This window comes from Kitasatospora herbaricolor (assembly GCF_030813695.1).
Taxonomy (GTDB): Bacteria; Actinomycetota; Actinomycetes; order Streptomycetales; family Streptomycetaceae; genus Kitasatospora; species Kitasatospora herbaricolor.
The window spans coordinates 2,429,218-2,451,218 of sequence record NZ_JAUSVA010000002.1; the positions used below are offsets into that span (position 1 = coordinate 2,429,218).

The window sequence follows — 22,001 nt, forward strand, 5'->3', positions numbered from 1 at the left end:
GGCGCCCGGGCGGCGCGGCCCGGACGGTTCACCCGTTCGCCCGACAACGGGCCATAGGCACGGGCCACGGCGGGTAGGTATGGACTCATGACCTCACCCGCCGAGCCCGCGCAGCCACGCCCGGCCGGTGACGGCCCGGCCGGGGCCGTCCAGCCCCCCACCGCCAGCTACCGGCTCCAGCTGCAGCCCGCCTTCACCCTGCGCGACGCCACCGCCGCCGTGCCCTACCTGGCCGCGCTCGGCGTCTCCCACCTGCACCTGTCCCCGCTGCTGGAGGCCACCGCCGGCTCCACCCACGGGTACGACACGGTGGACCACAGCCGGGTCAGCGAGCAGCTCGGCGGCGAGGAGGCGCTGCGCGAACTGGCCGCCGAGGCCCGCCGGCACGGCCTGCGGCTGATCGCCGACGTGGTGCCCAACCACATGGCCGTCCCCGTCCCCGAGCAGCTCAACCAGCCGCTCTGGCACGTCCTGCGGGACGGTCCGGACTCCCCCTACGCGCGCTGGTTCGACATCGACTGGGCCGCCCAGCCGGGCCCGGTGGACGCCCCCGGACGCGGCCGGCTGCTGCTGCCGCTGCTCGGCGGCCGGCTCGGCGGCGTGCTCGACGAACTCACCGTCGACGGGGACGTGCTGCGCTACCACGACCACGCCTTCCCGCTGCGGCCGGGCACCGAGGGCCTCGCCCTGCCGGAACTGCTGGAACGCCAGTGGTACCGGCTCGCCTGGTGGCGCCTGGCCCGCACCGAGCTGAACTACCGCCGGTTCTTCACCGTGAACGACCTGATCGCCGTCCGGGTCGAGGTCCCCGAGGTCTTCGAGGCCACCCACGGCACGCTGCTGCGGCTGCACGCCGAAGGACTGCTGGACGGGTTCCGGATCGACCACCCGGACGGCCTGGCCGACCCGCGCGGCTACCTGCGGCGGCTCGCCCGGGCCACCGGCGGCGCGTACACCGTGGTCGAGAAGATCCTCACCGGCGAGGAGGAGCTGCCCGCCGACTGGCCGTGCGCCGGCACCACCGGCTACGACGCGCTGCGCCGGATCGACGGCGTGCTGACCGACCACGCCGGGGCCGGCCGGCTGACCACCGCCTACCAGCGCTTCCTGGACGGCTCGGACACCCCGGGCGCCGGCGCCGGTCAGCCCTGCGCCGACCCGCACCCGGCGGCGGCCGCCGGCCGGCGCGGCCGGGCGCAGCTCACCGCCGAGCGCGGGGAGCTGGCCGCCGAGGTGGACCGGCTGGTCCGCCTCGCCGAGCGGATCTGCGCCGCCGAACCCGAACTGGCCGACCACGCGCCCTGGGAGCTGCGCGAGGCGCTGCACCGGATACTGACGGCCTACCCCGTCTACCGCCCGTACGTGCGCCCCGGCGAGCCCGCGCCGGAGGCCGCCGCCGAACACCTGCGGACGGCGCTGGCGCAGCGGGGCGACGCGCCCGGCGGTCCGGCCGCCGACACGCTGGAGCTGGTCGGCGCGCTGACCCTGGGCCGGCTGGGCAGCAGCTCCGAGAAGGACGAGTTCTGCGTCCGGTTCGCGCAGACCGCCTCGGCCGTGGCCGCCAAGGGCGTCGAGGACACCGCCTTCTACCGCTTCAACGCGCTCACCGCGCTGAACGAGGTCGGCGGTGAGCCGGCCCGGCCCGGCGTCGCCCCCGCCGACTTCCACGCCTGGTGCGAGTACGTCGAGCGGCACTGGCCGCACACCATGACGGTGCTCTCCACCCACGACACCAAGCGGAGCGCCGACGCCCGGGCCCGGCTCGCCGTGCTCGCCGAGCAGCCCCGGGCCTGGGCCGACGAGGCCGCGGCCTGGACGACCGCCGCCGGGCCCTGCCCCGACCGCAACACCGCCTGGTTGCTCTGGCAGACCCTGGTCGCGGCCTGGCCGATCAGCCCGGAGCGGCTGGTGGCGGCGCTGCTCAAGGCCGCCCGCGAGGCCAAGCTGCAGACCTCCTGGACGGCGCCCGACGCCGCCTTCGAGCAGGCCGTCACGGACTACGCGCACGCCGTCTACGGCAACCCCGGGCTGCTCCCCCGGATCGAGGGCCTGGTGCGCGCCATCGCCCCGTACGCCCGGGCGAACACTCTCGGCGGGGCCCTGCTGCACCTGACCGTGCCCGGGGTGCCGGACCTGTACCAGGGCAGCGAGGAGCCGCTGTACACGCTGGTCGACCCGGACAACCGGGCGCCGGTGGACCTCGGCGCGCTCGCCGTGCGGCTGACCGACTCGGCCTCCGGGCGGCTCTCGGAGCCGCCCGGCCCGGCCGGCGACCTGGCCCGGGAGAAGCTGCATCTGACCACCACCGCGCTGCACCTGCGCCGCGAGCGCCCGCTCGGCGGCTACCGGCCGCTCGGCGCGCACGGCCCGGCCGCCGCCCACCTGCTGGCCTTCCGGCGGGGCGCCGACGTGATCACCGCCGTCACCCGGCTCCCGTACGGGCTGGAGCGGTCCGGCGGCTGGCGCGAGAGCACCCTCGACCTGCCCGCCGGGCCCGGCCCGTGGACGGACCGGCTGACCGGCCGTGCCTTCGAGCCCGGGCCCGTCCCGCTGGCCGCCCTGCTGGAGCACTACCCCACCGCCCTGCTGACCCGCCCCCAGGAGCACGCGTGACCGAGTACGAGGTCTGGGCCCCCGAGGCCGAACGGGTCGACGTCGAGGTGGAGGGCAGCCGGTTCCGGCTCGCCCCGGACCCGGCCCGCGCGGGCTGGTGGCGCGGCCTCGCCCCGGCCGGGGACCACGCGTTCCGGCTGGACGGCGGCCCGCCGCTGCCCGACCCGCGCTCGCGCCGCCAGCCGCTGGGCCCCGACGGGCCGAGCCGGGCCGTCGACCACGACGCCTTCCGCTGGTCGGACACCCCGTGGCACGGCCGCCCGCTGCCCGGCGCGGTGCTGTACGAGCTGCACGTCGGCACCTTCACCCCGGCCGGGACCTTCGACGCGGCCGCCGAGCGGCTGGACCACCTGGTGGAGCTCGGCGTCGACTTCGTCGAGCTGATGCCGGTCTGCCCCTTCCCCGGCCGCTACGGCTGGGGCTACGACGGGGTCTCGCTCTGGGCGGTGCACGAGCCCTACGGCGGCCCCGAGGGGCTGAAGCGCTTTGTCGACACCGCTCACCGCAAGGGCCTGGGCGTGATCCTCGACGTGGTGCACAACCACCTCGGCCCGTCCGGCAACCACCTGCCCGCCTTCGGCCCCTACTTCACCGACCGCCACCACACCCCCTGGGGGTCGGCGGTCAACCTGGACGCCCCCGGCTCCGACGAGGTACGGGACTACCTGATCGGCAGTGCGCTGGCCTGGCTGCGCGACTACCGGATCGACGGGCTTCGGCTCGACGCCGTGCACGCCCTGGTGGACGACCGGGCCCTGCACTTCCTGGAGCAACTCGCCGCCGAAGTCGACCGGTTGGCGGTGACCGGCAACCGCGAGCTGTTCCTGGTCGCGGAGTCCGACCGCAACGACCCGCGCACCACCGACCCCCGCCGGGCCGGCGGGCAGGGCCTGGCCGCGCAATGGAGCGACGACTTCCACCACGCCCTGCACACCACCCTGACCGGCGAGTCCCAGGGCTACTACGCCGACTTCGCCGCCGAGCCGCTCGGCGCCCTCGCCAAGGTGCTCACCCGGGGCTGGTTCCACGACGGCAGCTGGTCCTCGTTCCGCGGCCGCCACCACGGGCGTCCCTTCCCGCCGTCGTACGGGCACCGGCTGCTCGGCTACCTGCAGACCCACGACCAGATCGGGAACCGGGCGCTCGGCGACCGGCTCTCCGCCACCCTCACCCCGGGCCGACTCGCGGCCGGCGCGGCCCTGGTGCTGACCTCGCCGTTCACCCCGATGCTCTTCATGGGCGAGGAGTGGGGCGCCGGCACCCCCTGGCAGTACTTCACCGACCACACCGACCGGGAGCTGGCCGAGGCCGTCCGGCGCGGCAGGCGCCGGGAGTTCGCCGAGCACGGCTGGCAGGCGGACGAGGTGCCGGACCCGCAGGCCCCGGGGACGGTCCTGGCCTCCACCCTGGACTGGAGCGAGCCGACCCAGCACCCGCACGCCGAACTCCTCGACTGGTACAAGCTGCTGCTGCGGCTGCGGCGCACCCACCCGGAGCTCTGCGACCCGGACCTGGCCGCCGTACGGGTGGACCACGACGAGCAGCTGCGGTGGCTCGTGGTGCACCGCGGGCCGTACCGGATCGCGGTCAACCTCGGCGCGCAGGGCCCGCGTTCGGTGCCGCTGGGGGCCCCGTACGGCGGGACGCTGGCGGTCTTCGGGCAGTGCGAGGCGGACGGGGACTCACTGGTGCTGGCCCACGACAGCACGGCGGTGGTGCGGACCGGCTGAACCGGGCCGGCGGGTGGGCGCACGGGCCGGAAGGGCCAGGCCGGAAGGGCTCAGCTCCGGAAACGCGCAGGGCCGGAAGGGCTCAGCTCGGGAACGCGCAGGGCCGGAGGGGGTCACGGCAGGAAGAGCGTGATCCGCTCCCGCAGCGAGCGGGCGTCCAGCCCGTAGGCGGCCAGGTGCTCGTCGATCGAGCCGTAGTGCCGGTGCTCCGCGCGGGGCACCCCGAGGCCGAGCACCCGGTGCGGGACCGCGGCCAGCGCCTCGTGCGCCTCGCGGTCCGAGGTGCCCGCCAGGTACGGCTCGACGATCACCACCTCGGCGGCGGCGGCGCCGGTGGCGGCCCGCAGGCCGGCCGCGTCGAACGGCCGGACACCGGCGGCGTACAGCACGGTGACGTCCATCCCCTCGGTGGCCTGCAGCACCCCGTCCAGCATCGGCCCGACCGCCAGCACCACGCCGCGCCGGCCCTCGCGGACGGTGAGGAACCGCCCCGGCACGACCGGCCGGGCGAGCGCGTTGCGGTGCGCCGAGAGCCGGAGGTAGACGTTGCGGTCACCGTCCGCCACGGCGTGCCGCAGCAGGGTCTCGGCCTCGTCCGGGTGGCCCGGCACATGGACCGTCCAGTCCGGCAGGGTGTCCAGCAGGGCGACGTCACCCGGCGCCATGTGGGTGCGCCCGCCGGCCGGCCAGTCGTACGAGCCGGCCGCGCTGACCAGCACCGCGCCGACGCCCTGGTGCACCAGGTCCAACTTGACCTGCTCGAAGGGGCGTTCGATCAGGAAGCTGGCGAAGGTGTGCGCGATCGGGCGCAGCCCGGTCAGCGCCAGCCCGCCGGCCGCGCCGATCAGCAGTTGCTCCCGGATGCCGACGTTGATCACCCGGTCCGGGTGCCGTTCGGCGGCCGGGGCGAATCCGGCGGCGCTGATGTCGGCGAGCACCAGGGCCAGCCGTGGGTCCTCGTCGAGCAGACGGGCGGTCACGTCGAGGAAGCGGTCGCGCATGGTGTAGGTCGTGGTGGGCATCGCAAGTCCCTTGCATGGTGGGGGGGATCGGGGCAGGAAAGGAGGGGGAGCCGGGCCGGGTGGGCCGGTCCGGCGGGGCAGGGCGGGCGGGCTCAGGACTCCTTGGGCTCGACCCGGGCGACCACGGCGTGCGGGCGGCCCGGGTGGGCGGCGGTGAAGGCCGCGTGCAGCGCCTCGTGGTCGCGGCCGTCGACGGTGGCGGTGGACCAGCCCTCGGCCTCGAACCGGGCCGCGATCCCGCCCCGCCAGCCGTGCGTGGCCGAGGAGTTGTCGATCACCACCACGTGCAGTCGGTCCAGCCCGGACGCCCCGGCGAAGGCGACCGCCTCGTGGTTGGACCCCTCGTCGAACTCCGCGTCGCCGAGCAGCACCCAGACCGCCGGATCGGTGAGCCCCTGGGCCCGCAGTCCGAGGGCGGTGCCGACGGCGAGCGGCAGGCCGTGGCCCAGTGAGCCCGAGCCGATCTCGGCGCCGGGCACCAGCAGCCGGTCCGGGTGGTGGCCGAGCGGCGAGTCGTACGCGCCGAAGCTGGACAGCACGGCCGGGGAGAGGAAGCCCTTGGCGGCCAGCACCGCGTAGTAGGCCATCGGGCCGTGGCCCTTGGAGAGCAGGAAGCGGTCACGGTCCTGGCGCCCGAAGGTGGCGGGGCCGACGTCCAGCACCCGGTCGTAGAGCACCCACAGGACGTCCAGGGTGGAGGTGGCGGCCGGGCCGTGCTTCTCGGCGCCGGTCATCAGGGCCATCAGGGCGGGCAGGTCCTCGAAGCCGTACCCCTGGTGCAGGTGCGGCCGGTGCTGCGGAGAAATGGTCTTCGTCGCGGTCATGGAAGGATCGTCCAACTTGAAGCCAACTTCAAGTCAAGCGCTAGAGTGACCCGCATGGGCCCGAACCGCCACGACCTCCTGACCATCGGCCAGCTCGCCGAGCGCAGCGGCCTCGCCACCTCCGCGCTGCGCTACTACGAGAAGCTCGGCCTGATCCACTCGGAGCGCACCACCGGCGGCCAGCGCCGGTTCCCCCGCGCCACCCTCCGCCGGGTCGCCTTCGTCCGCGCCGCCCAGCGGGTCGGACTCTCCCTGGAGGAGGCCCGCACCGCGCTCGACCGCCTCCCCGCTGACCGCGCGCCCAGCACCACCGACTGGAGCGGCGTCGCCCGCTCCTGGCAGACCCGGATCGACGAGCAGATCGCCGACCTGGAGCGCCTCAAGGCCAAGCTCACCGGCTGCATCGGCTGCGGCTGCCTCTCCATCTCGCGCTGCGCCCTCTACAACGCCGGCGACCGCGCCGGCGCGGCCGGCCCCGGCGCCCGCTACCTGCTCACCCGAGACCCCGGCACCGGCCCGGAGCCGCGCACCACCGAGGGCTGACGGCCGCCCGCGCCCGGCCCGCTCCCGTGGCGGCCGGGCGGCGGGCCGGCCCGGTTCGGCACCGGCTCGGTGAAACGCCCCACGCCCCGCCCCGGCTCCCGCCTATGCTGCCGGGGACAGGGTGGATCACCGACGGGGGAACCTTCATGACCGGCCATCAGGACATCGCGGCGCAGGCGGGCGCGGACCAGGACGAGGTGCACCGGGTGCCCGCCGACCTGCGCCCGGAGATACCGCACCCGGCCCGGATGTACGACTACTACCTCGGCGGCAAGGACAACTTCCCCGCCGACCGCGAGGCCGCCGAGAAGGTGCTGGCGCTCAGCCCCCTGGTGCGGATCAGTGCCCTGGCCAACCGGGCCTTCCTGGGCCGGGCGGTGCGCCACCTCGCCGAGCAGGGCGTCACCGAGTTCCTGGACATCGGCACCGGCATCCCGACCGCCGGAAACACCCACCAGATCGCCCAGCAGGTGCACCCGCAGGCCCGGGTGGCCTACCTGGACAACGACCCGATCGTGCTGGTGCACGGCCGGGCGCTGCTCGCCGCCGCCAGCAACGGCAGCGCCACCGTCGTCCAGGCCGACCTGCGCGATCCGGACGCCGTCCTCGCCACCCCCGAGGTGCGCCGGCTGCTCGAACCGGGCCGGCCGGTGGGGCTGCTGCTCTTCGCCGTCCTGCACTTCGTCGACGACAAGGACGACCCGCACGCGATCGTCCGCCGGCTGGTGGACGCCCTGCCCCCGGGCAGCCACCTGGCGCTCTCGCACGCCACCGGGGACTTCACCTCGCCCACCGCCGCCGCCAAGGGCCCGGCGATCTACCGCGCGGCCAGCGCCCAGCTGACCATGCGCACCCGCCAGGAGGTGCTCGGCTTCTTCGACGGCCTGGAGCTGGTGGAGCCCGGGCTGGTCACCGCCCCGCTGTGGCGGCCCGACCGGGCTCCGCAGCCGACCGACGGCGAGGTCGCGATCTGGGCCGGGGTCGGCCGCAAGGCGTGACGGCGGGGCCGGTCCGGCGGTGTCGCCCCCGTCGGTCCCGCTCCGGTCACCGGTCGGTTCCCCGCTCCGGCGGCTGTGGCACGATCGGCTGATGGCTCACATCGGACTCACCACCCTGCTCGTCCGCGACTACGACGAGGCGATCGCCTTCTACGTGGACGCCGTCGGATTCGAACTGCGCGAGGACACCCCGCGCGGGGACGGCAACCGCTGGGTGGTGGTCGCCCCGCGCGGTTCGCGCGAGACCGGGCTGCTGCTGGCCCGGCCGGCCAAGCCGGAGCAGCTGGCCCGGATCGGTGACCAGACCGGCGGCCGGGTCGGCCTGTTCCTGAACTCGGACGACTTCGAGGCCGACCACCGCCGGATGGCCGCCGCCGGGGTGACCTTCCTGGAGGAGCCCCGGCACGAGGCGTACGGCTCGGTGGCGGTGTTCGAGGACCTCTACGGAAACCGGTGGGACCTCATCCAGCCGCGCTGAGCGAACCAGCCGCGCCCAGTGACGGCGCCGGCCCCGGTGGCCCGGCCGGTCAGGCCCGCTCCGGGTCGAGCAGCCGGGCCAGCAGCGCCGCCGGACCCTCCGGGAGGCTGCCGCGCACCAGCTCGGTGCGGTGCACCAGCCGCGGTTCCCGCACGGGGACGGCGAGCACCCCCGGCACCCCGGCGAGCACCGCCTGCGGCAGCACGGCCAGGCCGTGACCGGCCGCGACCAGGGTCAGCAGCCCGGACAGGTCGGTCCCCGGGTAGCGGGTGGCCGGCCGGAACCCCGTCACGCCGGTCGCGGCGCGCAGCCGCTCGGTCGGCACCGCGACACCGGGCGCGTCCAGCCAGCGGGCGTCCGCGAGGTCGGCGAGGTCGAGCCCGGGACGGCCCGCGAGCGGGTGGCCGGCCGGCAGCGCGACCGCGATCGGCTGCTCGGCGACGGCCACGCCGGTGAGCGGGCCGACGTCGGGCAACTGCAGCGGGTCGCTGGGCGCGGCCATGCCGTCGGTCAGCCCGAGGTCGGCCTCGCCGGTGGCGACGGCCACCGGCACGTCCGGCCGGCCGAGCACCCGGACGGTGAGCTCCAGTCCGGGGTGGGCCTGCCGGGTGAAGGCGAGCGCGGCGGCGAGGCCCGTGGTCACCGCGAGCGGGGTGGCGGCCAGCACCAGTGCGACGGTGCCGGCGCCGGCCAGCCGGGCGATGTCGGCCCGCGCGGCGGCCGTCCGGAGCAGCAGCGGTCCGGCGTGCTCCAGCAGCCGGGCGCCGGCCGCGGTCGGCCCGACCGGCCGGCGGTGCAGCAGCTCCGCGCCGAGATCCGCCTCCAGGACGGCGATCTGCTGGGAGACCGCCGACTGGGTGTAGCCGAGTTCGCGGGCGGCGGCCGAGAAGGAGCCGAGCCGGGCCACCGCGACGAAGGTGCGCAGCAGGTGCGATTCCATGCCCATCAGTATTGCTGATGGTTGGGTCAGCAATCATCGTTGGCGCCGATTTCGTTCTTCGGGCCACGATGGGCGCATGACCACTCCCGTCACCCCCTTCCCCGGCCCGGCCGTCCTTCCGTCGACGGCTCCCGCACCGGCGAGCCGCCTCGGCGCGCCGTACACCGCCCGGCTCGCGCTGGTCGGCGACCGCTCCCCCAGCATCCGCTCGCATGCCCGGATCCCGGGTCTGCTCGACGCGCTGGCCCGCCGCGAGCAGCTGGTGCTGGACGCGTACTGGATCTCCACCGAGGACGCCGGCCAGGACGGCGCCCTGGCCGGGTTCGACGCGATCTGGCTGCTGCCCGGCAGCCCGTACCGCAGCGAGGCCGGCGCGCTGGCCGCCGTCCGGACCGCCCGCGAGGGAGGCATCCCGTTCCTCGGCACCTGCGGCGGGTTCCAGCACGCCGTGCTGGAGTACGCGCGGAACGTCTGCGGGCTCGGCCGGGCCACCCACGCCGAGTCCCCGGAGCGGCCGGGCACCGCCGAGGAGGACGAGGACCTGCTGGTCGTCCCGCTGACCTGCTCCCTGGTCGGCCACGAGGGCGTCATCGAGATCACCCCTGACACGCTCGCCGCCCGGGTCCTCGGCAGCACCCGCACGCTGGAGCGGTACCACTGCGCGTACGGCCTGAACGCGCGGTACCTGGACGTCCTGCGGGAGCACGGGCTGCGGTTCAGCGGGGCGGACGAGAACGGCGAGGTGCGGATAGCCGAGCTGCCGGGCCACCCGTTCTTCCTGGTCTCGCTGTTCCAGCCGGAACTCGCCGGGGACGGCACCCGCGCACACCCGGCGATCGGCGCGCTGGCGGCCGCCGCCGTGGCGCACAGCGCCCGCGCGGCGGCCGGCGCCCGGACCTGACCGGTCGCCCGCCCGGCCGTCCGCCCGCCCGGCCGGCCGGTTCGAGATCGACGGCACCGAGGCCGCCGCCGCCTTCCCGCGCGGGCACGGCGCGGCGCCGGAGGACGTCCGGGTGGTCCGGGAGCCGTGGCCCCGCACACCACCCCGGAGATCCCCGCCCCGATGGCGCCCCGGTGATCGCCCGCGCCACCGCCGGGGTCGAGCCGGACGTGCTGGGCCGGGCGGCCGACGGACGGTCAGCGGGCCGTCAGCTCGTCCCAGACCTCGCGGACCCGGGGGGCCAGCGCCTCCAGCGGGCCGCTGTTGTCGATCACCAGGTCGGCGACCGCGAGCCGGGCCTCCCGGGTGGCCTGGGCCGCCATCCGGGCCGTCGCCTCGGCCTCGGCCATGCCGCGCAGCCGGACCAGCCGGTCGAGTCGCACCTCGTCGGCGGCGTCCACCACCACGACCAGGTCGTAGAGCGGGGCGAGCCCGTTCTCGGCCAGCAGCGGCACGTCGTGCACGACGACGGCGTCCGGCGCGGCGGCCTCCTCCAGTTCGGCGGAGCGGGCCCGGACCAGCGGGTGGACGATGGCGTTCAGCGCCCGCAGCCTGTCCTGGTCGGCGAAGACCAGGGCCCCCAGCGCGGGCCGGTCCAGCTCGCCGTCCGCGCGCAGCACGCCCGGGCCGAACTCGGCCAGGACGGCGGCCAGCCCCTCCGTCCCCGGGGCGACCACCTCACGGGCGATCAGGTCGGCGTCCACCACCACGGCCCCGTACGAGGCGAACAGCCGGGACACCTCGCTCTTGCCCGCGCCGATCCCGCCCGTCAGTCCGATCTTCAGCATGGCGTCAGGCTACCGGCAGCGGCCGCGACGCCGGAGGCCCGCCCGCCGGTCCGACCCGGCCGAAGCAGGACGGGCGGACGGGCGGACGGGCGGGCAGCGGGCCGGAGGACGTCCGGCCAGCCGGCCGGACGGGCGGACGGGGCCGGCGGTGTTTCAGCCGAGGTCGACCTGCTCCCCCGCGGCCAGCCGCCGCAGCGGTGCGCCCGTCCCCGGCCCGCCCTCCCCGAGCAGCCGGCCGAAGAGCTGCTGCCCCACCTCGCTGAGCACCGCCTCGTGGATCCCGATCGCGTGCGCGGGCTTGACCTCGCGGACGTAGTCGATCAGCTCGGAAGCCTTGCTCCAGGGGGTGCCGGTCGGCACCAGCAGGGTGTCGACCGGCAGCGGCGGAACGGTCAGCGCGTCGCCCGGGTGGAACAGCCGCCCGTCGACGGTGAACCCGATGTTGGTGATCCGGGGGATGTCCGGGTGGATCACCGCGTGCCACTCGCCGTGCACGGTGACCCCCAGACCGCCCACCTCGAAGGCGTCGCCCTCGCCGACCACGGTGACCCGCTGCCGGACGCCGTCCAGCTGCGCGGCCACCGCGCCGTTGGTCCAGACCCGCAGCGCGGGGTCGGCCTCCAGGGCGGCGCGCAGCCGCCCCTCCACGAAGTGGTCGAAGTGTTCATGCGTGATCAGTACGGCGTCGGCGCCCGCGAGCGCGTCGGGCTCGGTGAACATGCCCGGGTCGATGACGATCGTGGTGTCGCCCTGCTGCAGGCGGACGCAGGCGTGGCCCAGCTTGGTCAGCTTCATGGGGAAAACTATACAGCAAGACTGTGCAGTTCTGCTGAGCAGCCGGCGGGTAGGCTGGTCCCATGAGCGCATCCGCCACCCCCGTAGACCCGCCGGAACCCGCCGTGGACCCGCTGGAACTCGCCGCCGACCTGCGGAGCGCCCTCGGTAACCTGGTCCGCGCCCTGCGGGTGGGCGACGAACTGCCGCAGAACCAGGCCGGCGTCCTCGGCCTGCTGGTCCGCGAGGGGCCCCACACCACCAGCGAGCTGGCCGACCGCCAGCACGTGCGCCACCAGTCGATGGCCCGCACGGTGGCCCTGCTCACCCAGGCCGGCCTGGTGCGCCAGGAGCGCCACGCCACCGACGGCCGCAAGCTGCTGCTCGCCGCCACCGAGGCCGGCACCGCCGCCCTGCATGCGCAGCGCGCGCGCCGCGAGGGCGAGATCGCGGCCGCGATCACCGAGCGGCTCACCCCCGAGGAGCAGGCCGTCCTGCGACAGAGCGTCGGGCTGCTGCGCCGCCTCGGCTGAACCGGGCTCCGGGCTCGGCGGGAGGCCGGGGCCGCCGCCCGGCGGTCCCTCTCAGCGTTCGGTCACCGCTCCGACCAGACCCTCGGCGGCCACCGGCCCGTCGGTCCGGCCCGGCGCGGCGGCCTCGGCCGGCGCCTCGACCTCGGCCGGCGCCTGGATCTCGGCCGGCTCGTGGGCCGGACCGCGCTGCGCCGGGAGCACGGCCGCGGCGATCGGCGGCAGTTCGGTGTGCTCACTGAGGCCGAAGCGGCGGTGCAGTCGGCGCAGCGGGGCCGGCGCCCACCAGTTGAACTCGCCGAACAGGGTCATCGCGGCGGGCACCAGCAGGCAGCGGACCAGGGTGGCGTCCACGGCCACCGCCACCGCCAGGGCGATGCCCATCTGCTTGACCATCAGCATGTCGCCGGCGGCGAAGCCCGCGAAGACGATCACCATCAGCAGGGCGGCCGAGGTGATGATCTTCCCGCTGCGTTGCAGCCCCAGCTCGACCGAGCGGGTGCAGCTGTACCCGCGGTCCCGGAGTTCCTTGATCCGGGCGAGCAGGAAGACCTCGTAGTCCATCGAGAGCCCGAAGGCGAAGGCGAAGACCAGGACGGGTATGAAGGTCTCCAGGCCGCCGACCGGGCTGAAGCCGAGGAATCCGCTGAACCAGCCGTCCTGGAAGATCAGCGTCAGCGCGCCGAGCGAGGCGCCCAGCGACAGCAGGTTCATCAGCAGGGCCTTGACCGGCATCACCACCGAGCCGGTCATCAGGAAGAGCAGGATCAGCGTACCGATCGCGACCAGCCCGAGCGCCCAGGGCCCGCGGGTCAGCAGTTCGTGCTGAAAGTCGACCACCGAGGCGGCGCCGCCCGTGACGTAGGTGGTGAGCCCGCCGCGCTCGGCGCGCAGCTCCTTGACCACCTGCTTGGCGGCGGCGCCCTGCGGGTCGCCGTGCACCAGGACGTCGACGGTGCTGAGCTGCTCGCCCACCGGGGTGACCGCCCGGACGCCGGCGACGCCGGGCAGCCCGGCCACCACGTCGTCGGCGTAGGCCTGCGCCACCGCCGCGCCGCCGCGGACCACCACGGTGACAGGTGCCGGCGCGACCTGCGGGAACCGCTGGTCGACGGCCTCGGCGACCTGCCGGCCGGCCGAGGAGGCCGGCAGCACCGCGGCCCCGGAGTTGCGCATCTCGGCGCCGGCGAACGGCGCCCCGGCGGCGACCAGCAGGGCGGTGCAGGCCAGCGCGACGGGCACGGCCTTCCTGCGCACCCGGCGTACGGTGCGACTGAAGAAGCCCTCGTCGGGGACGGGCGCCGTCGGGGTCTTGATGCGCCGCCCGGCGAAGCCGAGCAGGGCCGGCACCAGGGTCAGGGCGGCCGCGACGGCGATCACCACCACGCTCACCCCGGCCGCGGCCACCGCGGCCAGCACCGGACTGGTGAAGACGAAGAGGCCGGAGAGGGCGACGGCCACGGTGAGCCCGGAGAAGGCGACCGTGCGGCCGGCGGTCGCGGAGGTGCGCTCCACGGCGGCGGCGATGCCCGCGCCGTGGCCGCGTTCCTCCCGGAAGCGGTTGACCATCAGCAGCGCGTAGTCGATGGAGAGCCCGAGGCCGAGCACGGTGGCGATCGGCAGCACGCTGGTGTCGATGTCCATGATCTTGCTGAAGCCGAACATGGCCAGCAGGGCGCCGCCGACCGAGGCGACCGCGCCGATCACCGGCAGGCTGGCCGCGGCCAGGCCCCCGAAGACCAGCACCATCACCACCAGGGTCAGCGGCAGGGTGACGATCTCGCCGAACCGGGTGTCCCGCTCGGTCTGCTTCTTGACCTCCTGCTGGAGCACCAGGTCGCCGCCGACGGTGACCTTGGCGCCGTCGGCGGCGATGCCGGAGAGCCGCTGGGTGACGGCCCCGAGCTGGGCGTTGCTGCTGCCGTCGGTCATCCGGACCGTGACCAGGCTCGCGTTGCCGTCGGCGGAGCGCTGGGCGGGGCCGGAACCGGCCGCCGGCCCGTAGGTGTCGGTGACGGAGGCGACGCCGGGCAGGGCGGTGATCTCGGCGGTGGCCCGGGTGACGGCCGCCCGTACGGCCTGGTCCTCCACGGGTACGCCGTCCACTACGGCGGTGACCGAGCCCTTGGCCGGGTCGGCGGCGGTGACGGCGGCCGACCCGCGGTCGGCCTCGGAGCTGCCCGCGGCGCCGGCGACGGTACCCTCGAACACCCGCCCGCCGATCAGCACGCCGACCACCAGGACCACGGCCCACAGGCCCAGCACCCAGCGCCGGTGCCGGAAGCAGAACCGCCCCAGGGCGGCGAGCCGGCCGCCCACCTCGGGATCGCCTGACGCCGGAACGTCGGACGCAGGAACGTCGGTGGTCACTGCGGAGCTACGGCGCATATGCGGGGGGTGCCTTGCTTCAGGGGCCGGGTGAGGGCCCGATCGGGCAACTCAACCCAAGGTAGGCGCTAAGGGATGAAAGGCCCATAGGGGTGCGATGAGCCCCTCATCACAAAATTCCCTCACATAATGAACCCATAAGTGAACGGCCCCACGGCCCCACTGACCCACTGACCCACGGCACCGGCCGGCCTCCGGAGGCCGCGGCCCGCACCAACGCATGAACCCCCGCCCGGTTCCCCGGGCGGGGGTTCATGTCAGCCGGCGCTCAGCTCAGCACGGGGCCGAGCCGGGACCAGTGGGGGCGAGAGCTCAGCTCTGGCCGCCCGCCAGCTTCTCACGCAGTGCGGCGAGCGCCTCGTCCGAAGCGAGAGCGCCGGAGCCCTCGTCGCTGCTGGAGGAGTACGAGCCACCGGCGGCGGCGGCAACAGCGTCGCCACCCTCGGCAGCGGCCTCGGCGTCGGCCTCACGGCTCTTGATGACCTGGGCCTGGTGCTGCTCGAAGCGGGTCTGCGCCTCGGCGTACTGGCGCTCCCACTCCTCACGCTGCTTCTCGAAGCCGGGCAGCCAGTCGTTCGCCTCGGGGTCGAAGCCCTCCGGGTAGATGTAGTTGCCCTGGTCGTCGTACGAGGCAGCCATGCCGTACAGGGTCGGGTCGAACTCGACCGAGGCCGGGTCGGCACCGAGCGACTCGTTGGCCTGCTTCAGCGAGAGGCTGATGCGGCGACGCTCGAGGTCGATGTCGATGACCTTGACGAAGATCTCGTCGCCGACCTGGACGACCTGCTCCGGGATCTCCACGTGGCGCTCGGCCAGCTCGGAGATGTGGACCAGACCCTCGATGCCCTCGTCCACGCGGACGAACGCACCGAACGGAACCAGCTTGGTGACCTTACCCGGGACGACCTGGCCGATCTGGTGCGTACGGGCGAACTGCTGCCACGGGTCCTCCTGGGTCGCCTTCAGCGACAGGGAGACGCGCTCGCGGTCCATGTCGACGTCGAGAACCTCGACGGTGACCTCCTGGCCGACCTCGACGACCTCGGACGGGTGGTCGATGTGCTTCCAGGACAGCTCGGAGACGTGAACGAGACCGTCGACGCCACCCAGGTCCACGAAGGCACCGAAGTTGACGATCGAGGAGACGACGCCGGAGCGCACCTGGCCCTTCTGCAGGGTGGTGAGGAAGGTCTGGCGGACCTCGCTCTGGGTCTGCTCCAGCCAGGCACGGCGGGACAGGACCACGTTGTTGCGGTTCTTGTCCAGCTCGATGATCTTGGCCTCGAGCTCCTTGCCCACGTAGGGCTGGAGGTCGCGGACGCGGCGCATCTCGACGAGCGAGGCCGGCAGGAAGCCACGGAGGCCGATGTCGAGGATGAGACCACCCTTGACGACCTCGATGACGGTACCGGTGACGATGCCGTCCTCTTCCTTGATCTTCTCGATCGTGCCCCAGGCGCGCTCGTACTGCGCGCGCTTCTTGGACAGGATCAGACGACCCTCCTTGTCCTCCTTCTGGAGAACCAGGGCCTCGATCTCGTCGCCGACCTTGACGACCTCGTGCGGGTCAACGTCGTGCTTGATCGAGAGCTCGCGGGACGGGATGACGCCCTCGGTCTTGTAACCGATGTCGAGGAGGACCTCGTCACGGTCGACCTTCACGATGATGCCCTCGACGATGTCGCCATCGTTGAAGTACTTGATGGTCTCGTCGATCGCCGCGAGGAAGGCCTCTGCGTCGCCGATGTCGTTGACCGCAACCTGCGGGGTGGTGCTGAGGGAGGAGTCGGTGGGGCTCGTCATTAGGAAAAGGGCTCCGGTACGGACATGAAGTCGTAGGTAATGCCACGCGGAGGGCCCGTATCGCTCCCACCGAAAGCCGGACAGCCAAAGGCACGGCGCACCGGTGTTTCCCAGAAAATCCGAGAACCGGTGTCCGTCTTGCGACCGTGGGGTCTTCGACAGATGCGAGCGCGACCTGCTCCGTCCGAGGCGCGCAGGCCCGCAGCGCAACTTGTAGCATACGGGGACAGCCAGGCACGGTCAACGCCAACGAAGGCGAGACGGTGGAGGCCGGTGTGGATCAGGCCATATCCTCGCAACCGCGCCCCGAACACCCCGGCCTGAGCCGGTGTGCAGGGTGGCAGCCGCAGGGGCCCGCTCCCCGGATGCCACCACTCCCGACCTGACCTGTACGGAACAGTTCTGGAGCAGCGGCGCTTTCCGCAGACGACACCCTACGCGACGGGCACTACCACCTTGGCCACCACCCCTGATCCTCTGCTCGAACCGGCATCCGGAACGCTGCCGGACGAGGACGACGACGACGCCCTCCGGCGGTCGGCCGAGGCCGGCGAGAGCAGCCGGGCCAGCCGGCACTGGTGGGACCGCAACGCGGACGAATACCAGGACGAGCACGGCGAGTTCCTCGGCGACGACCGGTTCACCTGGTGCCCCGAGGGCCTCGACGAGGGCGAGGCCCGGCTGCTCGGCGACCCCGCCGCCTGGAAGGGCGCCGACATCCTGGAAATCGGTGCGGGCGCCGCCCAGTGCTCGCGCTGGCTCGCCGCCCGCGGCGCCCGGCCGGTCGCCCTGGACATCTCCTACCGCCAGCTCCAGCACTCCCGCCGGATCGACCTCGGGCGCGGCGGCCCGGTCGTCCCCGTCGTCCAGGCCGACGCGGCCGTGCTGCCGTTCGCGGACGGCTCCTTCGACCTGGCCTGCTCGGCCTACGGCGCGGTGCCCTTCAGCGCCGACACCGAGGAACTGATGCGCGAGGTGCACCGGGTGCTGCGCCCCGGCGGCCGCTGGGTCTTCTCGGTCACCCACCCGATCCGCTGGGCCTTCCCCGACGAGCCCGGCGTCGAGGGACTGACCGCCACCGCCTCGTACTTCGACCGCACCCCGTACGTGGAGCAGGACCAGCAGGGGCGCGCCACCTACGTCGAGCACCACCGCACCCTCGGCGACCGGGTGCGGGAGCTGACCGGCGCCGGGTTCCGCCTGCTCGACCTGGTCGAGCCCGAGTGGCCCGAGGGGCACGAGCAGGAGTGGGGCGGCTGGAGCCCGCTGCGCGGCCGGCTCTTCCCCGGCACCGCGATCTTCGTCTCGCAGCGGGACTGACCCGGCCGTGACGGACACCCCCTCGACCCGCGGCAGCGCCGGCCCGCGACCCCCGGCCACCGGCTCCCCGGCGCCGCTGAACCCCGCCTGGCTCGACCTGCCGGTCCGCGAGGCCGTCCCCGCGCTGCAGCGGGCACTGGCCGCCGGCGGCGCCGCCGTGCTCGCCGCCCCGCCCGGCACCGGCAAGACCACCCTGGTGCCGCTCGCGCTGGCCGGGCTGGTGCCCGGGCTGCCCGGGCCGGCCCACCGGGTGCTGGTGGCCGAGCCGCGCCGGCTGGCCGTCCGCGCGGCCGCCCGCCGGATGGCCTGGCTGCTCGGCGAGCAGCCAGGCGGCCGGGTGGGGTACACGATCCGCGGCGAACGGCGCGCCGGGCCGGACACCGTGGTCGAGGTGGTCACCACCGGCGTGCTGCTGCAGCGGCTCCAGCGCGATCCCGAGCTGGCCGGGGTGGACACGGTGGTACTGGACGAGTGCCACGAACGGCACCTGGACGCGGACACCGCACTGGCCTTCCTGCTGGACGTCCGGGCCACCCTGCGGCCCGAGCTGCGGGTGGTCTGCGCCTCCGCGACCTCCGACACCGAGGCCTGGGCGCGACTGCTCGGCGACCTTGGCGGGGCCGCCCCGGTGGTCGAGGCGCACGGGACCTCGCACGCCGTCGAGATCCTCCAGGCGCCCCCGCCGCGCGCCGTGCGCCCCCCGCAGGGCACCCGCACGGACCCACTGCTGCTCGAACACGTGGCCGCCACCGTCCGCCGCGCCCTCGGGGAGCGGGACGGGGACCTGCTCTGCTTCCTGCCCGGCGTCGGCGAGATCGCCCGGGTCGCCGGGCTGCTCGCCGGCGTTCCCGCCGAGGTGCTCCAGCTGCACGGTCGCGCTCCGCAGGCCGTCCAGGACGCCGCGCTCGGCGCCGGCGCCGGGCGCCGGGTCGTCCTGGCCACCTCGGTAGCCGAGTCCTCGCTGACCGTGCCCGGGGTGCGGATCGTGGTCGACTCCGGGCTCGCCCGCGAACCGCGCACCGACCACGCCCGCGGCCTCTCCGCGCTGGTGACCGTCCGGGCCTCGCTGGCCGCCGCCCGGCAACGGGCCGGCCGGGCCGGCCGCGAGGCGCCCGGCGTCGTCCACCGCTGCTGGCACCAGGCCGAGGACGCCCTCGCCGTGCCCTTCCCCACCCCCGAGATCGCCCTCGCCGACCTCACCTCCTTCGCCCTCCAGGCCGCCTGCTGGGGCGACCCGGACGCGCACGGCCTCGCCCTGCCCGACCCGCCCCCCGCCGGGGCGATGGCCGCCGCCCGGCAGACCCTGCAGGCCCTAGGCGCCGTCGACGACCAGGGCCGCGCCACCCCCCGCGGCACCCGGATCGCCCGCACCGGCCTGCACCCGCGCCTCGCCCGGGCGCTGCTCGACGGCGCGCGGCTGGTCGGCTCCCGGCGGGCCGCCGAACTCGTCGCGCTGCTCTCCGAGGAGCCGCCGCGGGCGCTCGGGGACGACCTCGGCGCCGTCTGGCGCACCGTCCGCGGCGGCCACGACCCCTACGCCGGCCGGTGGCGCGAGGAGTCCCGGCGGCTGCGCCGGAGCCTGGACGAGACACCCCCCACAGCACTCCCGGACGCCACCGCGGCCGGGCTGGTGGTCGCGCTGGCCTTCCCCGAACGGATCGCCCGGGCCCGGGTGGAGAAGCCCGAACCCGGCACCCGCAGCCCGTACCTGATGGCCTCGGGCACCGCCGCCGAGACCGCCCCCGGCACCGCGCTGACCGGCCTGCCCTGGCTCGCGGTGGCCGTCGCCGACCGGCCCGCCGGCGCGCCCTCGGCCCGGATCCTGCACGCAGCCGCGCTCGACGAGGAGACCGCCCGGCTGGCCGGCGCGCCGCTGCTGACCGGCCGGGCCGAAGTCCGCTGGGCGACACCGCCCGGCGGCCGGCGCGGCGAACTGACGGCCCGCCGGGTCGAGTCGCTCGGCGCGCTGGAACTCTCCTCCGCACCGCTCTCCGCCCCCGACCCGGCACTGGTCCGGGCCGCCCTGCTGGACGGGCTCGCCCGCGAGGGCGTCGGCGAGCTGCTCAGCTGGCCGCCCGCGGCCGTGGCGCTGCGCGAGCGGCTCGGGTTCCTGCACCGCACCCTGGGCGCGCCCTGGCCCGACGTCGGCGACCGGGCCCTGCTGGCCGCGGCCGAGGACTGGCTGGAGCCCGAACTCTCCCGGGCCCGCCGGCGCTCCGCCCTGGAGCGGATCGACACCGCCGCCGCCCTGCAGCGCCTGCTGCCCTGGGCGAGCGGCGAGGCCGGGCGGCTCGACGAACTGGCCCCGGAGCGGATCACGGTGCCCTCCGGCTCCCGGATCCGGGTCGACTACACCGGGGACCGGCCCGTCCTGGCCGTCAAACTGCAGGAGTTGTTCGGCTGGGCCGCCGCGCCGGCGCTGGCCGACGGGAGGGCCCCGCTTACCGTCCACCTGCTCTCACCGGCCGGCCGGCCCGCCGCCGTCACCGGCGACCTCGCGAACTTCTGGCGGGAGGGGTACCGCGCCGTCCGCGCCGAGCTGCGCGGCCGCTACCCGCGCCACCCCTGGCCGGAGGACCCGACGGTCGCCGAGCCCACCCGGCGGCTGAACCCGCGCACCTGACGCGCGGTCGGCAGCACCCGTCCGGCGGGCCGTCACCCCGACGTGTCGTCCCGTCAACCAGGCACGTTGCCGGGGGTGAACGCGGGGGCCGGCGGGCGGGGCAGCGGAGTACCGGTCTGCACCTTGTCGCAGGTCAGGATCTGGCCGGTCTCCGGGCTCCGGACGCAGTTCGGGTTCTCGACCGCGCGGCCGGTGCCGCAGGTGGTCCCGCAGGGCAGCGGGGAGACCGTCGTCGGGTCCGGCCGGCGGGTCGCGCCGCCCTTCGGGGACGGGCCCCTGGTGGCGCTCGGGGCGGCCGCCGGACGCGCGGGGGCCGCGGCCGGGCTCGGCGAGGACGAGGGCTCGGCCGGGGGTGTCACCGCGGGCGCCGCCAGGGGCCTGTCGGCCGGGGCCGCTGACGGCGTCCCCGGCGCTGCACCGGACGGCGTCGCGGGCAGCGGGGCCGTCACGTCGGACGGCCGGGAGACCGTCGGCGCGGCCGGGGTCGCCGATCCCGGGCCCGCCAGGGCCCAGGCCGATCCGCCGGCCAGCAGCAGGGCCGCCACGGCACCCGCCGCCCACCACCGGGCCCGCCGTCCGGCCGGCCCGCCCTTGCCCGACTCGCCCGTGTCCAGCCCGTCCTCGTCCAGCCCGGCCATACCGTCCGCCTCCGACCACGACCGCCCGCCGAACCGGTGTGCGGGCGGGACCGGCCGGAGCCTACTGCCCGCCCGCCGCCGGATGATCACCGCCCCGGGGCGGAGCCGTCCCGTGCGGACGGCCGCGGTTGACCCGCCTTGGGCGGCAGGGCTTCTGACGGTCCGCCGGAGTCAGCCGACCGGCGCGGCGGGTGCGGATGCCGCGGGCGCGGCGGGCTCCCAGGGCTCGAACCAGGGGTCGGGCCACCGCTCGGCCGCCGCCATCAGCGGGTACAGGGTGGCGCCGTCCAGGCTCTCGCGGATGATGTCGGCGTGGCCGCCGTGCCGTGCGGTCTCCTCGATCAGGTGCAGCAGCACCCACCGCACCGACCACTCCTCCACGTCGGCGGGGAACCACGGCACGCCCCGGGGGACGGGCACGCCCTGGCCGAGGTCGGCGATGCCGGCGACGGCCGCGTCGGTCTCCGCGGTGGCCAGCTCGTAGTCGGCCAGCAGGCCCGCCAGGGTCTCGCCGGGCGCGGGCAGGAACTCGGGGGCGTCCGACTCGTCCGCCGCGCGCTGCGGGGCGGTGGAGATCCCCAGGACGAGCTTCATCCAGCCGCGCTCGCAGCGGGCGGCGTGCTTGATCAGACCGGCGATGCTCAGCTCGCTGGCGGACGGGGTGGCCCAGCCCTGCTCCTCGGTGAGGCCGTGCGCGGTGACGCGGAGCAGCTGGCGCTGCTGGGTGAGGAAGGCGAGCAGTGCTGCGCGCTCGTCGGCGACCGGCGGGGCGTGTCCAGGCATGCGGTGGCGCCTTTCTGTCCGTGGTGGGTGGGGTCTCCGGTCTCGTACGGCCCCTGCGGCGCGGGGTGCGGCGACGGCTCGAAGTGCCCGTGACGACCCTTCCGCCTGGGCTCCGTGGCGTCAACGGTTCGGTGAAATATATTTCGGAAACTTTCCGCAAGACATTGCAGGCCGGTTCCGGACAGCCCGCCGCCCCGCCCCCGGCGAACCGGGGACGGGGCGGCGGGCTGCACGGCGGCGCGGTCGGTCGGGCGCTCGGCCGGGCC

18 protein-coding genes are annotated in these 22,001 nt (G+C 75.4%); 9 read left to right on the forward strand and 9 right to left on the reverse strand.

Translation table 11 applies throughout. From position 1 onward, the window contains the following. Positions 1-87: 87 nt before the first annotated feature. Positions 88-2,613, forward strand: coding sequence for a malto-oligosyltrehalose synthase (gene treY / locus J2S46_RS10970; protein ID WP_191290390.1), 2,526 nt, complete (start codon positions 88-90; stop codon positions 2,611-2,613). Continuing rightward, a complete protein-coding gene (gene treZ, locus J2S46_RS10975) occupies positions 2,610-4,343 on the forward strand; it encodes a malto-oligosyltrehalose trehalohydrolase (RefSeq protein WP_191290389.1) in 1,734 nt (577 codons plus the stop codon). Before treY ends, treZ begins: the two co-directional genes overlap by 4 nt. Positions 4,344-4,456: 113 nt before the next feature. Here the strand turns inward: treZ and J2S46_RS10980 are convergent, their stop codons facing one another. Both J2S46_RS10980 and J2S46_RS10985 read right to left on the reverse strand, forming a co-directional pair. Next, positions 4,457-5,365 (reverse strand): transketolase family protein, encoded by a 909-nt coding sequence (locus J2S46_RS10980; protein ID WP_191290388.1) that lies wholly within the window; start codon positions 5,363-5,365, stop codon positions 4,457-4,459. Between the two features lie 92 nt (positions 5,366-5,457). Beyond that, complete coding sequence (locus J2S46_RS10985) at positions 5,458-6,189, reverse strand: thiamine pyrophosphate-binding protein (protein WP_191290387.1); 732 nt, start codon at positions 6,187-6,189, stop codon at positions 5,458-5,460. A gap of 54 nt (positions 6,190-6,243) precedes the next feature. Between J2S46_RS10985 and soxR the strand changes: the two genes are divergently transcribed. The 3 genes from soxR (at position 6,244) to J2S46_RS11000 (ending at position 8,208) form a co-directional block, all read left to right on the forward strand. Then, positions 6,244-6,732: a redox-sensitive transcriptional activator SoxR gene (gene soxR / locus J2S46_RS10990; RefSeq protein WP_191290386.1), complete on the forward strand. Its 489-nt coding sequence runs from the start codon at positions 6,244-6,246 to the stop codon at positions 6,730-6,732. Positions 6,733-6,878: 146 nt separating this feature from the next. Beyond that, positions 6,879-7,730, forward strand: coding sequence for an SAM-dependent methyltransferase (locus J2S46_RS10995; protein WP_191290385.1), 852 nt, complete (start codon positions 6,879-6,881; stop codon positions 7,728-7,730). A gap of 91 nt (positions 7,731-7,821) precedes the next feature. Then, positions 7,822-8,208, forward strand: a complete 387-nt coding sequence (locus tag J2S46_RS11000; protein ID WP_191290384.1) for a VOC family protein — start codon at positions 7,822-7,824, stop codon at positions 8,206-8,208. A gap of 49 nt (positions 8,209-8,257) precedes the next feature. Here J2S46_RS11000 and J2S46_RS11005 read toward each other — a convergent pair whose 3' ends face one another. Further along, the gene (locus tag J2S46_RS11005) at positions 8,258-9,148 is read right to left on the reverse strand and encodes a LysR family transcriptional regulator (protein WP_191290383.1); all 891 of its coding nucleotides are present in this window, start codon (positions 9,146-9,148) and stop codon (positions 8,258-8,260) included. A 76-nt stretch (positions 9,149-9,224) separates the two neighbouring features. On the opposite strand from J2S46_RS11005, the gene J2S46_RS11010 reads away from it, so the two are divergent. Then, positions 9,225-10,049: a CTP synthase C-terminal region-related (seleno)protein gene (locus J2S46_RS11010; RefSeq protein WP_191290382.1), complete on the forward strand. Its 825-nt coding sequence runs from the start codon at positions 9,225-9,227 to the stop codon at positions 10,047-10,049. 236 nt (positions 10,050-10,285) lie between these two features. On the opposite strand, the gene coaE is transcribed toward J2S46_RS11010, so the two are convergent. Both coaE and J2S46_RS11020 read right to left on the reverse strand, forming a co-directional pair. Next, positions 10,286-10,876: a dephospho-CoA kinase gene (coaE, locus tag J2S46_RS11015; RefSeq protein WP_073921985.1), complete on the reverse strand. Its 591-nt coding sequence runs from the start codon at positions 10,874-10,876 to the stop codon at positions 10,286-10,288. A 153-nt stretch (positions 10,877-11,029) separates the two neighbouring features. Then, on the reverse strand, positions 11,030-11,671 hold the full coding sequence (locus J2S46_RS11020; protein WP_191290381.1) for an MBL fold metallo-hydrolase: 642 nt from the start codon (positions 11,669-11,671) through the stop codon (positions 11,030-11,032). 62 nt (positions 11,672-11,733) lie between these two features. Between J2S46_RS11020 and J2S46_RS11025 the strand changes: the two genes are divergently transcribed. Then, positions 11,734-12,183 (forward strand): MarR family winged helix-turn-helix transcriptional regulator, encoded by a 450-nt coding sequence (locus tag J2S46_RS11025; RefSeq protein WP_191290380.1) that lies wholly within the window; start codon positions 11,734-11,736, stop codon positions 12,181-12,183. Between the two features lie 51 nt (positions 12,184-12,234). Here J2S46_RS11025 and J2S46_RS11030 read toward each other — a convergent pair whose 3' ends face one another. Both J2S46_RS11030 and rpsA read right to left on the reverse strand, forming a co-directional pair. Then, complete coding sequence (locus J2S46_RS11030; protein WP_191290379.1) at positions 12,235-14,550, reverse strand: MMPL family transporter; 2,316 nt, start codon at positions 14,548-14,550, stop codon at positions 12,235-12,237. A 330-nt stretch (positions 14,551-14,880) separates the two neighbouring features. Next, positions 14,881-16,371, reverse strand: coding sequence for a 30S ribosomal protein S1 (gene rpsA / locus J2S46_RS11035; protein WP_073921975.1), 1,491 nt, complete (start codon positions 16,369-16,371; stop codon positions 14,881-14,883). Positions 16,372-16,827: 456 nt separating this feature from the next. Between rpsA and J2S46_RS11040 the strand changes: the two genes are divergently transcribed. Both J2S46_RS11040 and hrpB read left to right on the forward strand, forming a co-directional pair. Next, positions 16,828-17,691 (forward strand): class I SAM-dependent methyltransferase, encoded by an 864-nt coding sequence (locus J2S46_RS11040; RefSeq protein ID WP_191290378.1) that lies wholly within the window; start codon positions 16,828-16,830, stop codon positions 17,689-17,691. A gap of 76 nt (positions 17,692-17,767) precedes the next feature. After that, a complete protein-coding gene (gene hrpB, locus J2S46_RS11045) occupies positions 17,768-20,314 on the forward strand; it encodes an ATP-dependent helicase HrpB (RefSeq protein WP_191290531.1) in 2,547 nt (848 codons plus the stop codon). 53 nt (positions 20,315-20,367) lie between these two features. On the opposite strand, the gene J2S46_RS11050 is transcribed toward hrpB, so the two are convergent. Together J2S46_RS11050 and J2S46_RS11055 are read right to left on the reverse strand one after the other, a co-directional pair. Further along, on the reverse strand, positions 20,368-20,952 hold the full coding sequence (locus tag J2S46_RS11050; RefSeq protein ID WP_191290377.1) for a hypothetical protein: 585 nt from the start codon (positions 20,950-20,952) through the stop codon (positions 20,368-20,370). 171 nt (positions 20,953-21,123) lie between these two features. After that, entirely contained in the window at positions 21,124-21,735 is a 612-nt protein-coding gene (locus J2S46_RS11055) for a DinB family protein (protein ID WP_191290376.1), read from the reverse strand. Positions 21,736-22,001: the final 266 nt, after the last annotated feature.